This window comes from Burkholderia sp. MR1-5-21 (assembly GCF_053427715.1).
The window spans coordinates 22744-35799 of sequence record NZ_JBSAXD010000035.1 but is presented as its reverse complement, the minus strand read 5'-3'; the positions used below and the strand labels follow the sequence as shown (position 1 = coordinate 35799).

Annotated in this window: 9 protein-coding genes; 4 read left to right on the top strand and 5 right to left on the bottom strand. The window is 67.4% G+C overall.

The annotated features are described in order from the left end of the window. Positions 1-84: 84 nt before the first annotated feature. The 3 genes from ACV229_RS33595 to ACV229_RS33585 are packed head-to-tail and all read right to left on the bottom strand — an operon-like array spanning position 85 to position 6253. The gene (locus ACV229_RS33595; protein ID WP_448087393.1) at positions 85-2553 is read right to left on the bottom strand and encodes a glycosyltransferase family 4 protein; all 2469 of its coding nucleotides are present in this window, start codon (positions 2551-2553) and stop codon (positions 85-87) included. Then, positions 2550-4016 carry a flippase gene (locus tag ACV229_RS33590; protein ID WP_448087392.1) on the bottom strand — a complete coding sequence of 489 codons (1467 nt, stop codon included), beginning with the start codon at positions 4014-4016 and terminating at the stop codon, positions 2550-2552. The genes ACV229_RS33595 and ACV229_RS33590 overlap by 4 nt, the downstream gene beginning before the upstream one ends. A gap of 41 nt (positions 4017-4057) precedes the next feature. After that, on the bottom strand, positions 4058-6253 hold the full coding sequence (locus ACV229_RS33585) for a hypothetical protein (RefSeq protein ID WP_448087442.1): 2196 nt from the start codon (positions 6251-6253) through the stop codon (positions 4058-4060). Between the two features lie 23 nt (positions 6254-6276). Between ACV229_RS33585 and ACV229_RS33580 the strand changes: the two genes are divergently transcribed. The 4 genes from ACV229_RS33580 (at position 6277) to ACV229_RS33565 (ending at position 9837) form a co-directional block, all read left to right on the top strand. Further along, positions 6277-6609 (top strand): hypothetical protein, encoded by a 333-nt coding sequence (locus ACV229_RS33580; RefSeq protein ID WP_448087391.1) that lies wholly within the window; start codon positions 6277-6279, stop codon positions 6607-6609. A 148-nt stretch (positions 6610-6757) separates the two neighbouring features. Further along, the gene (locus ACV229_RS33575; protein WP_448087390.1) at positions 6758-7819 is read left to right on the top strand and encodes an acyltransferase family protein; all 1062 of its coding nucleotides are present in this window, start codon (positions 6758-6760) and stop codon (positions 7817-7819) included. A gap of 31 nt (positions 7820-7850) precedes the next feature. Further along, the gene (gene gmd / locus ACV229_RS33570) at positions 7851-8897 is read left to right on the top strand and encodes a GDP-mannose 4,6-dehydratase (RefSeq protein ID WP_448087389.1); all 1047 of its coding nucleotides are present in this window, start codon (positions 7851-7853) and stop codon (positions 8895-8897) included. Continuing rightward, positions 8884-9837: an NAD-dependent epimerase/dehydratase family protein gene (locus ACV229_RS33565; protein WP_448087388.1), complete on the top strand. Its 954-nt coding sequence runs from the start codon at positions 8884-8886 to the stop codon at positions 9835-9837. The genes gmd and ACV229_RS33565 overlap by 14 nt, the downstream gene beginning before the upstream one ends. A gap of 213 nt (positions 9838-10050) precedes the next feature. On the opposite strand, the gene ACV229_RS33560 is transcribed toward ACV229_RS33565, so the two are convergent. Together ACV229_RS33560 and purF are read right to left on the bottom strand one after the other, a co-directional pair. Further along, positions 10051-11241, bottom strand: a complete 1191-nt coding sequence (locus ACV229_RS33560; protein WP_448087387.1) for an O-succinylhomoserine sulfhydrylase — start codon at positions 11239-11241, stop codon at positions 10051-10053. A gap of 234 nt (positions 11242-11475) precedes the next feature. Next, the gene (gene purF / locus ACV229_RS33555; protein ID WP_448087386.1) at positions 11476-13008 is read right to left on the bottom strand and encodes an amidophosphoribosyltransferase; all 1533 of its coding nucleotides are present in this window, start codon (positions 13006-13008) and stop codon (positions 11476-11478) included. Positions 13009-13056: the final 48 nt, after the last annotated feature.

Below are 13056 nucleotides of genomic sequence, written 5' to 3'. Positions count from 1 at the left end.
CCCCGCGCCGCAGATCGCCGCACGGGGGCCTTCATCATGCCGCTCGCGGCCGGGGCAGTCCCTCCGCCCCGTGCATGCGACGCGCTAGCGCTTCTTCGCCGCGCGCGCGGTATCCGCGAGAATCTTCTCGACCTGCTCCACGTAGGTCTTCGTGCCGAACCGCCGCAGCGCGGTCACGTGGCCGCTCGCCACCAGCCGCTCGCGCAGCACACGATCCGTCTGCAGCGCGGTCAGCGCGTCGCCGAGCGCATGCGCGTCGCCCGGTTCGCACAGCAGCCCGTTGTCGTCGTGCTCGATGATCTCGACGACGCCGCCCGCGCGCGCCGCCACGACCGGCCGCCGCGCGAGCATCCCTTCGACGATCACGCGCCCGAACGGCTCGGGCGTGATCGACGTATGCGCGACGACGTCGACGGCCTTCATGCACGCGGCCACGTCGCGCTGGAACCCGAGGAAGTGCACGCGATCGTCCATCCCGTGCCGCGCGACGTATTCGTGCAGCTGCGCCGCATATTCATCCTCGCCGAACAGCGGCGCGCCGACCAGCACGACGTGCATGTCGGGGCGGGACGCCGCCGCCTCCAGCAGCACGTGCTGGCCCTTCCAGCGCGCGAGCCGGCTGAACGAGCCGACGAGCCACGCCTGCTCGGGCAGGCCGAAGCGCGCGCGCAGCGCGGCCTGGCTGACGCCGGCCAGCGCGTCGAACGGCTCGGCCGAGATGCCGTTGAACACGACATCGACATGCTGCGGCGTGAACCCGGTCAGCGCACGGAACGCTTGCGCGGACGCGTCGGAGTTCGCGATCACCCGCGTCACGCCGAGCCGCGCGCAATACTTGATCGCAAGCAGCTGCTTGCGGCCGAAGTGCGCTTCGCTGACGATGTCGCGCAGATGCCAGACCACCGGCTTGCGCGCAAGACGCCCGGCCAGCGCGGCCACCACCATCGCGCGCTGCGTGTTCGCGTAGATCACCTCGGCGCGGCGCGCGCGGCGCGCGACGTCGCGCACGAGCCGGATCAGCTCTTTCAGCGCACCCGCCGACACGCCGCCCTGCTTGCGCACGCCCGCGAGCGCACCCTGGTCGACGACGTCGACGCGCGCGCCGATCTCGTCGAGCGCCGCGCGAAACGGCCCGTCGTCGAACAGCAGCACGTCGGCATTCGCGCGCATGTGCTTCATGATCTCGAGCAGCGACAGTTCGGCGCCGCCCAGCACGCCGCTCTGGTCGAGCACGAGCGTCGCGGGGCCGCGCGGCACGGGCATCGCCGCGGCACCGGCACCGGCGCCCTGCCGTGCGGTCGCGCCGGGCAGCGCGGCCTCGACGCAGTCGAGAAAGCGCCGCCGGAACTTGTCCGCCGAGAACCGCTCCGCATTCTGGCGGCACGCTTGCGGCGTGAAGCGCTGCGGCGCGCGCTCGAAATCGTCGACGGCCGACACGATCGCGTGCGCGGTCTGCTCGTCGAAGAACAGCCCGGTCGGCTGCGCGGCCGATTGCGGATCGAGCACGGTCTCGAGCGCCCCCCCCTTGCCGTACGCGATGACCGGCGTGCCGCACGCCTGCGCCTCGACGACCGAGATGCCGAAATCCTCTTCGGCCGCGAACACGAACGCCTTCGCGCGGCGCATCCGGTCGTGCAGCACCGCGAACGGCTGGTAGCCCATGATCTCGACGTTCGGGCCGGCCTTCGCGCGGACCTTCTGCATTTCCGGGCCGTCGCCGATCACGACCAGCTTGCGCTCGGGCGTCCGCGAGAAGGCCTCGACGATCAGGTCGATCTTCTTGTACGGCACCATCCGCGACGCGGTCAGGTAGAAATCCTCCTTGACCGTGTTCAGCGAGAACCCGTCGACGTCGACCGGCGGGAAGATCACCGCGGCGTCGCGCTGGTAGACCTTCTTGATGCGCCGCGCGATGAACGCGGAGTTCGCGACGAAGCCGTCGACCGCGTTCGCGGTGCGCGTGTCCCAGTTGCGGATGTAATGCAGGATCATCCGCGCGAGCAGCGACTTCGGCCCGTGCATGAGGTTCGACTGCTCGAGATACTGGTGCTGCAGGTCCCACGCGTAGCGGATCGGCGAGTGCACGTAGCTGATGTGCACCTGGTCGGGCCCGGTCAGCACGCCCTTCGCGACCGCATGGCTGCTCGAGATCACCAGGTCGTAGTCCGACACGTCGAGCTGCTCGATCGCGAGCGGCATCAGCGGCAGGTAGCTGCGGTACTTGGTGCGCGCGAACGGCAGCTTCTGGATGAACGATGTCGTCACCGGCTTGCCGCGCACGAACGCGCGGTCGTCGAGGAAGTCGACGAGGCTGAACAGGTCCGCGTCCGGGAAGCACGCGACGATCTGCTCGAGCACCCGCTCGGCGCCCGCATACGTGACGAGCCAGTCGTGGATGATCGCCACGCGCAGCGGGCGGGACGCAAGGCGCGCGGGCGCCGGTTCGGCCGGCGCGACGCGGCGCAGCGCCGCGGCGTCACGGGACTCGGCAACGGCGGCGGCATCGGCCGCGGCCACATTCAAAACGGCGTGTTCCGCCAGATCGCGATTCATGCGGTTCTCCTCGCATTGAGACGGACAAACAGGTCGCGCACGAGCGCGCGCAGCCCCGGCGTCATCGTGAGCGACCACGCGACGTTCAGCACCAGCACGACCGCGCACATGCCGATCGACTCGACGAGCCCCGGCCATGCCTGCGCGAGCAACAGGCTCGCGAGCAGGAACACGAGGTGCGCGGCCATGTCGAGCACGATCGCGCGCATCCGGATCGCCGACAGGTACAGCAGCACGCCGTAGTCCACGAGCGCGCGCACCGCGACGACGACCGCCGCGCCGATCAGCCCGAAATGATGGATGCCGAACCACAGGCCGCCGACGAAGAACGGCATCTCGACGAGCCCGGCGAATGCCGCGCGGGCCGGATTGACCTGCGACTGGATCAGGATCCGCGTGACGCTCGCCTGCCCGACGAGCCATACGCTGATCACGAGCACGCGGCCGACCGGCGCCGAATGCGCGGCGAGATCGGGGCCGACCCACAGCGTCAGGAACGGCGCGAGCGCAAAGATTGCAACGATGCCGACCGGCGTGAACACGCCGTTCAGGAATTCGAGCGACTGGCGCGCGAGCGTATCGGCATGGTCGCGGCCGACCGCCGACAGGCGCGGGAACAGCGTGCGCACGAGCGCGTTCGGCAGCATGTTGAGCCGCGTGACGAGGTTCTGCGGCACCGTGTAGTAGGTGACGAACTTCGCGCCCATGCCGGCGCCGAGCATCACGCGGTCGAGCGTGTCGGCGATCATGCTCGACATGCTTGCGATCAGCATCCAGCCGCCGAAGTTGAACAGCCCCTTCGCGGTGCCCCACTGCGGCGGATCGATGCGGCGGATGTCGAGCACCTTGATGCTCGCGTGGCCGAGCATCACCGCAGCGATCAGGCGCGCGACGACCGCCGCGGCGAGCACCGTCTGCAGGTTCGGCGCGATCCACCATGCGGCGCCGAGCGGCAGCAGCTGGAACAGGAACGTGCCGATCGTCTGGTTCGTGTTGAACACGCCGAACCGCTCGGCGCCGTTGATCGCGCCGGCGAACACCCACGACACGTTCGCAAGCGGAATCGCGATCGCGAGCCACGGCAGCGCGAGATACACCTCGTGCTGCATCGCGGCCGACACCTTCGTGAAATACGCGGTGTAGACGAACGCGCCGAAGTAGATCAGCAGCCCGCCCGCGATGCCGGTGCCGAGGTTCAGCCAGAATGCGCTCCAGAATACGCGCGCGCTTTCGGCCGCATCGCCGCTCGCGAGCGCCTTCGAGATGTGGTTCTGCGCGGCCATGCTCATCCCGAGATCGAGAATCCCGAAATAGCCGATCAGCGTCCACACGAGACTGACAACACCATAGCGCTCGACGCCGAGCGCGTGAATGTACGCGGGCACCGTCACCAGCGACACGAAGGTCGGCAGGATCAGCCCGATGAAATTGATCGAAACGTTCTTGAGTATGCCTTTGTCCATGCTTCCGCCTTGTGCCGGGTGACTGCGGTGCGCGCCGCCCGTCACGGTTTCCAGCGATACATCATCACCTTGCCGCGCGCGTCTTCCTCGACGAACACGAGGTACTCGCCGTTCTCGCGCCGGAACGCGCTGATGCCGAACGGCACGTCGACCCAGCCCGACGCCTTGCCGACCTCCGGCCCCGGGCTCATCACGCCGACTTCCTTGCCGGTTTCCTTGTCGTACACGTGGATCTTGCCGACCGGCTCCACCGTGAAGATGTAGCGGCCCTCGACCGTGATCCCGATCAGGTCCAGGATCGGCTTCGCGTCGAGCTGCCACGGCAGCGCGACCGTGTAGCGCACGACCGGCGAGCCCGTCGACCACTTGTCGAAGCGCACCAGCACGCGGCCGACCTCCTTGTTGATGCCCGGCTGCGGCGGCGCGTCGGCCGTGTAGCCCGTCACGTACAGCGTGTCGGTCTGCGGCTCGTAGATCGCGCGGCGCAACTGCGTGAACGGCTGCGGCATTGGATAGGTCGTGACCTTGTCGTACGAGTAGATCGGGTTGCCGGCCTTGTCGACGCCGCCGTACTGGAAGCGGTGGATCCCGCGCACGTCGCTCGTGCGCCAGATGTCGCCCTTCGTGTCGACCCACCAGCCCCAGCCGCCGGCCTTCGCCTTGCCGGTCGTGTTGATCTCGAACTCGTCGGCGTCGAGGCGGCCGTTGCCGTTCGCGTCACGCCAGATCCAGTCGCCGCCCGGCGGCTTGTTCGGCACCGTGTCCACCGGCCGCGCACGGCCCGCGAGCAGGCCCGACGGGATCGCGACCTCGCCGTCGCGCTTCGCGTCGAAGCGGTAGATCTTCAGGTGGTCCGCGTACATGTCCGTCAGGTACAGGAACGTGCGGCCGTCGAGGCGGCGCGCCATCGGCATGCCCGGCCACTGGTCGGTGTGGAACACCGGGTCGTCCGGATACTTGAAGCGGTTCGACAGGAACCCGGCGTACTTCCACTCCTGGCCCGCCGGCTTCGACAGGTCGAGCTCGAAGCGCTTGTTGCCCGTGTAGACGCTGTTCGGCCGCGCGGGGTCCATCCACGCGCCGTCGACGAACAGCAGGCCCTGCACCTGCCAGCGCAGCTTGCCGTCCGGCGTGTAGCTCTCGAGCACCGCGCCGAGGCCCGCGCCGATCGTGTCGTGACGCGGCCCGATGCCGTTCGTCGCCACATAGATGTTGCCGGCGCGATCGACGCCGACGCCGGTCAGCCCGTTGAAGCGCTGCGGGCCCGGCCGGCCGGGCACCGGGCCGGCGAAAATGCCGCCGCGCTCGCCGAGCGTGCTGGCGAGCGTATAGCCGTTGCCGCCGCCTTTTGCGAAGATCAGGATCTGCTGGCGCGGCCCGTTGTCGGCGACGAGCACGCGGCCCTTCGCATCGACCGCCACGTCGACCGCCTCGGTGTTCTCCGGCAGCGCGGGCGCGTCGTCGATCTTGCGGCCGTCCGCGCGCATGTGCACGAGATGCGCGGGCCCGTTGAGCGTATCCGTCAGCAGCCATACCGTGCCGTCGGCGGCGAGCGCGATGCGGCCCGGCTCGTGCGCGCTCCACGTGCCCTTCTTCTGCATCGTCTCGGCGTCGTAGACGTCGACTTCGTCATGCGTCGGATTGGTCGCGAACAGCGTCCTGTCGTCGGCCGCGAGGCCGCCCACTTCCGCCTTCACCGCGCCCACTTCCGACCTTGCGCTGGCCGGCACCTCGTTGACCATCATGAAGCTCGCGGCCATCCGCGCGCGGCCGGCATCGGCCCGCCCGCCGGGCGCGACCTGCGGCGCGGCGCGAAACGGCGCCGGCTGCTTCATGTCGCCGATCGTGCGCCGCGAGATGCCGAACCATTGCTTGCCCTTGTCCGGCCAGATGCCGGGCGACACGAGGTGGCCGCGCTCGTTGCCGACGCCGATCGCGACATACGCGTACTTGCTGTTCACCGCGACCGCATTGCCGCCGAGGTTGCCCCAGCCGTGCGTGCCGCCGGCGAAGCCGAGCATCTTGCCGTCCTGGTAGACGCTCGCTTCCGCACCGCTCTCGTCCCACGGCGCATTCGTATACACCTTGCCGTCAGGCGTCACGGCGATCGCGCGGATATCGATCTGCGTCCAGGCACCGTCGCCATAGCCGAACGTGTTGCCGATCCACGACGTCGTCGCGGGCAACACCGTTTCAGCCGTCGCGGCGCCCGTCAGGAGCGCCGCGCACACCGTCATCCCAGCCAGTATCAGACGTCGCAATGCGCTTCTCCACATTCGATGCTTCAGCGGCCCGGCGCAGCGAAAAAAATCCGCATCGCACCGTGCCGCTAAATGGGTTTCAAACGACGCGATGCAGGTTACAAGCAAAAATAATCACAAGAAATTTGGAAATATTTGGGGATGTTTCCGCCAGAAATATCGAACCGGAACCCGTATCGAATAGCGCCGACAGGCGGCAATATCGACCGCCCGGCGGGGTCGGAGCTGTAGAAAATGCCGGATCGCGCGTGCCGATCGGGCACCACTGCCGGAAAAAATTCACCGGCTCGGCTAAACGAATGGATATCGAATGTTTTTCGTCAGTGAAATGACGCGCGTTTTTTTGCCGATTTCTTTTCCCTAGAATCGATTTCGACTCGATATTTCATTTAAAGGCATGCATTACGTTCACGCATCGAATGCGCTTTGCACGTCGAACAGCGCGGCACACTGCGCAGCCCGTCATGAAGGAGCCGCGCGATGACGATCTCGCGACCCGCCGACACCCCCGTGCAGCAACACGGCCGCATCGTGCAGCTCGACGGGCTGCGCGCGATCGCCGTGGGCGCCGTGTTCCTGCAGCACGCGCTGAAGGCGCCGCTGTGGATGGGTGTCGACCTGTTCTTCGTACTGAGCGGCCTTCTGATCACCGGCATCCTGCTCGACCGCAAGGCGCGCGGGCAGTCGTACTTCGGTCACTTCTACGCGCGCCGCGTGCGCCGCATCCTGCCGCCGTACGTGCTGCTGCTCGTCGTGTCGACGCTGCTGTTCGGCGCGAGCTGGCTGCCGCACTGGCCGTGGTTCGCGTTCTTCTCGACCAACATCGGGCTGTCGCTCGGCAGCATCGGTCACGACAGCCTCAACGTGCTGTGGTCGCTCGCGGTCGAGGAGCAGTTCTACATCTTCTGGCCGTTCGTCGTGCTGTGGTGCTCGGAGCGCGCATTGCTGTGGATCGCAGCCGCGCTGATCGTCGTAGCGCCAGTGCTGCGCGCGATCGCGACGCCGTGGTTCGACTCGTTCTGGCCGATCTACTACCTGACGCCGTTCCGCATGGACCTGCTCGCGGCCGGCGCGCTGCTCGCGATCCTGCTGCGCCGCGACCGGCGCGCGCTCGAGCCGTTCTATCCGCTGGCGGTCGTCGGCGCGCTCGTCGCGCTCGCGATCCTCGGCTGGCTGCACCTGTCGTTCCCGCGCTTCCGCGCGGCGAACACGCCGCTGTCGAACGCCGCGCTGTACAGCATCTCGCTGCTGCTGTGCACGTCGATCGTCGTGATCGCGCTGCGCGGCCGCGGCATCGTGCAGCGCGTGCTGACGAACCCCGTGCTCGTCTACGTGGGCACCGTCAGCTACACCGTGTACCTGATCCACCTGAGCGTGCTGTATGCGCTCTGGCCGCTGCACCTGAACCGCTACCTGACCGCAGTGCTCGCGCTCGCGATCACGCTCGCGTACGCGACCGCGACCTGGTACGGCTTCGAGCGGCGCCTGACGCGCGGACCCGCGCGCGGCGCGCTGTCGGTGGCCGCCCGCACAACCGCCTGACTTTCTCTATTGCTTCGACTAGGACAACGCCATGAGCCAAACTCGCAAGAAGGCCATCATCACTGGGATTTCCGGGCAAGACGGCGCCTACCTGACCAAGCTGCTGCTCGACAAGGGCTACGAGGTCACGGGCACCTACCGCCGCACCAGCTCGGTGAATTTCTGGCGCATCGCCGAGCTCGGCGTCGACACGCATCCGAACCTCACGCTCGTCGAGCACGACCTGACGGACGCCGGCTCGAGCCTGCGCCTGCTCGATCGCACGCAGCCCGACGAGCTGTACAACCTGGCCGCGCAGAGCTTCGTCGGCGTGTCGTTCGACCAGCCGTCGACGACTGCCGAAGTGACGGGTATCGGCCCGCTGAACCTGCTCGAGGCGATCCGCGTCGTGAGCCCGAAGACGCGTTTCTACCAGGCGTCGACATCCGAGATGTTCGGCAAGGTGCAGGCGATCCCGCAGACCGAAACGACCACGTTCTATCCGCGCAGCCCGTATGGCGTCGCGAAGCTGTACGCGCACTGGATGACCGTGAACTACCGCGAGTCGTACGGCCTGTTTGGCGCCAGCGGCATCCTGTTCAACCACGAATCGCCGCTGCGCGGCCGTGAATTCGTCACGCGCAAGATCACCGACACCGTCGCGAAGATCAAGCTCGGCAAGGCGACCCGCCTCGAGCTCGGCAATCTCGACGCGAAACGCGACTGGGGCTTCGCGCTCGAATATGTCGAAGGGATGTGGCGGATGCTGCAGGTGGACGAGCCCGACACCTACGTGCTCGCGACGAACCGCACCGAGACCGTGCGCGATTTCGTGCGGATGGCGTTCGCGGCCGCGGGCTACCAGATCGAGTGGACCGGCAAGGGCGAACAGGAGCGCGGCCTCGATGCGGCGACGGGCGACGTGCTCGTCGAGGTGAATCCGAAGTTCTACCGCCCGGCCGAGGTCGACCTGCTGATCGGCTGCGCGGACAAGGCGAAAAGCAAGCTCGGCTGGGCGCCGCAGACGACGCTCGAACAACTTTGCCAGATGATGGTCGAAGCCGACTTGACGCGGAATCGCCACCATGACACGTATTGAACGCCCGTCGCGCCGTGCATTCGTCACGGGCCTGACTGGCTTCACCGGCCGCTACATGGCGCAATGCCTCGAAGCGGCCGGCTACGAGGTGTGGGGCACGGTCGCGCCTGGCGCGGCGAGCCCCGACGATCCGGCGCTCGCGCACTGCACGCTGCTGCCGGTCGACCTGCTCGATGCGCAGGCGCTGCGCGCGGCGGCCGCCGATGCGCGGCCCGATGCGGTCGTGCATCTCGCGGCTCGCGCGCATGTCGCGCAGGACGAGCCCGCGCCGACCTACGAGATCAACATCGTCGGCACGCGCAACCTGCTCGCCGCGCTCGCGGGCCTCGACCGCCGCCCGTCCGCGGTACTGCTCGCGAGCAGCGCGAACATCTACGGCAATTCGACGCCCGGCGTGCTCGACGAGACCGTCGCGCCGGCGCCGGCGAACGACTACGCGGTCAGCAAGCTCGCGATGGAATATGCGGCGAAGCTCTGGTTCGACCGGCTGCCGATCGTGATCGCGCGCCCGTTCAACTACACGGGCGTCGGCCAGAGCGAAGCGTACCTGCTGCCGAAGCTCGCCGCGCACTACGCGCACAACGAACCGCGGATCTCGCTCGGCAATCTCGACGTGAGCCGCGATTTCTCCGACGTGCGCGATGTCACGACCGCCTATCTGCGGCTGCTCGAAGCCGCGCCCGCCGGCGAGACGTTCAACATCTGCTCGGAGCGTGCGTATTCGCTGAAGGAAGTGCTGGCGATGCTGTCGCGCATCGCGGGCTACGTGATCGACGTGACGGTCGATCCGCGCTTCGTGCGGCACAACGAGGTGAAGAGCCTGAGCGGCTCGCGCGACAAGCTGCGTCGCGCTGTGGGCGAGCTGCCCGTCACGCCGCTCGACGAGACGCTGCGCTGGATGGTGGACGCGATGCGCGGCACACCTGCCGCGCACGGCTGAGCGCTTCTGCTGCAACCGGCCGGGCACGCCCGGCCGGTTCGATTGCGACGATCAGACGTGCGCCTGAGTGTCCGCCTGAGTGGTTCTCCTGAGCCCGCCAGGCACGCCATTCACCTGACCGCTCTGCCCCGCTCCCAATCAGTCGGCCGGCGTGGCGAGCGAGGCCGGGTGCACTGCGCACACCCGCCACGCCACGCCGCGACCGGCGCGTGCTCAGCCTTCGAGGCCGCGTGCGAGATCGTTGCGCAAGTCCGTCGCGTTCTCGAGGCCGACCGCGAGACGGATCAACCCTTCGGTAATGCCCGCCGCCGCGCGCGCTTCCGGCGTGATGCGCGCGTGCGTGGTGGTCGCCGGATGGGTGATCGTCGTGCGCGTGTCGCCGAGGTTGCCGGTGATCGAGATCAGCTTCGTGCTGTCGATCACGCGCCACGCGTTCGCGCGCTGCTGCTCCGGCGTATCACCCTTCAGCTCGAACGACACGATCGCGCCGCCCGCCTTCTGCTGACGCTTCGCGAGTTCATGCTGCGGATGCGATTCGAGCCCCGGGTAGAACACGCGCGCGACGGCCGGATGCGAATCGAGCCAGCGCGCGATCTCCAGCGCGTTCGCCGACTGCTTCTCGACGCGCAGCGACAGCGTCTCCATCCCCTTCAGCAGCACCCACGCATTGAACGCGGACAGCGTCGGGCCCGCGCTGCGCACGAACGGGAATACCTTGCCCATGATGAATTCCTTCGAGCCGACCAGCGCGCCGCCGAGCACGCGGCCCTGGCCGTCGAGGAATTTCGTCGCCGAGTGCATTACGACGTCCGCACCGAGCTTCAGCGGCTGCTGCAGCACGGGGCTGCAGAAACAGTTGTCGACGACGAACAGCGCGTTCGCGGCCTTCGCGATCCTGCCGATCGCCTCGATGTCGGCGAGCTCCGTCAGCGGGTTCGACGGCGTCTCGAGGAAGAACATCTTCGTGTTCGGACGCACGGCTTCCTGCCATGCGTTCAGGTCGGTCGGATCGACGAACGTCGTTTCGATGCCGAACTTGCTGAAGATCTGCGAGAACATGCCGAGCGTCGAGCCGAACAGGCTGCGCGAGCTGACGAGGTGGTCGCCGGCCTGCAGCGCGGCCATCACGACCGACATGATCGCCGGCATCCCCGACGCGGTCGCGATGCACGCCTCGCCGCCCTCGAGCGCCGCGAGACGCTCCTGGAACATCGTCACGGTCGGGTTCGTGAAGCGCGAATACGTGAAATAGTCTTCCGAATTCGCGAAGCGCTCGGCCGCTTCGGCCGCACTCTTGAAGCAGAAGCTCGACGTGAGGAACAGCGCCTCCGAGTGCTCGTTGAAGTCGCTGCGCAGCGTGCCAGCGCGCACGGCCAGCGTGTCGAAGTTAAGGGAGTCGTCCATGTTCCGTTTTCCGTGTTCGATGTCCGTGCTGCGCCTCACGGACCAGACCAAACAAAAAAGCCCGCTATGCATCTGCATCAGCGGGCTTCGTGCGGTACGACAGCGGTCGACTCGGGCCGGCTGCCGCCGGCCTTCGCTTTAGCTGTTTCGGGAAGTGGCCCCGCGTCCGCAAGCTGAAATCAAATCGACGCAAGGCCACATCCTATCACGCCGGTACGACAGCGTGTGCCGGTATCACTCGACCGACAGTTGCAGGTTCATCTGCGAACGCGCGGCATCGCCGCTCGCGTCGCGATCGGCCTGCGACGCCGGCGCGAGACGCGCGCGCTCGATCGAATCGAGGTATTCGGGCGTCACGTTGCCGGTGATGTAGTCGCCGTCGAAGCACGACGCCTCGAAGCGCTCGAGCTTCGGGTTGATGTCGCGCACCGCGCGGCGCAGGTCGTCGACGTCCTGGTAGATCAGGTAGTCGGCGCCGATGATCTTCGCCACTTCGTCGTCGCTGCGGCCGTGCGCGACGAGTTCGCCGCGCGTCGGCATGTCGATGCCGTACACGTTCGGGAACTTCACGGGCGGCGCCGCCGACGCGAAGATCACCGACTTCGCGCCCGCATCGCGCGCCATCTGCACGATTTCGTGCGACGTCGTGCCGCGCACGATCGAATCGTCGACGATCAGCACGTGCTTGTCCTTGAACTCGATGCTCATCGCGTTCAGCTTCTGGCGCACCGACTTCTTGCGCACCGCCTGGCCCGGCATGATGAACGTGCGGCCGACATAGCGGTTCTTGAAGAAGCCCTCGCGGTACTCGACGCCGAGCTTCGCGGCGACCTGCATCGCGGCCGGCCGCGACGAATCGGGAATCGGCATCACGACGTCGATCGGCACGTTCGGCAGCTCGCGCTTGATCTTCTCCGCGAGATAGTCGCCCATACGCAGACGGACGTTGTAGACGGGCACGCCATCGAGGCACGAGTCCGGACGCGCGAGGTACACGTACTCGAACATGCACGGATTCAGGCTCGGGCTTTCCGCGCACTGCTGGCTGTGGAAATTGCCCGCGTTGTCGATGAAGACCGCTTCGCCCGGCTTCACGTCGCGCACGAATTCGAAGCCGATGCCTTCGACGGCGACCGACTCCGATGCGACCATCCACTCGGTGCCGTGCTCGGTCTCGAGCTTGCCGATGCAGAGCGGGCGGATGCCGAACGGATCGCGGAACGCGAGCAGGCCGCAGCCGGCGATCAGCGACACGATCGCGTACGAGCCCTGCACGCGGCGATGGACGCCGGCGACGGCCTTGAACAGCGCGGCCGGGTCGAGCTCGAAGCCCGTCGTCGACAGCTGCAGCTCGTGCGCGAGCACGTTGAGCAGCACCTCGCTGTCGGAATTGGTGTTGATGTGCCGGCGGTCGATCCGGAACATCTCGTCCTTCAGCTGCTTCCAGTTCGTCAGGTTGCCGTTGTGCGACAGGACGATCCCAAACGGCGCGTTCACGTAGAACGGCTGCGCTTCGGCCTCGCTCGACGCCGAACCGGCCGTCGGGTAACGCACCTGGCCGATCCCGGCCGTACCCGGCAAGCTGCGCATGTTGCGCGTGCGGAACACGTCGCGCACCATGCCGTTCGCCTTGTACATGTGGAAATTGCTGCCGTCCGCCGTCGCGATGCCCGCCGCGTCCTGACCGCGATGCTGCAGCAGCAGCAGGCTGTCATAGATCAGCTGGTTGACCGGGGATTGGGAGATAACGCCTACGATGCCGCACATGGCATGTCCTTCATGAATACAAAAACGGTTCCGTCCTGCCCTGCCGTG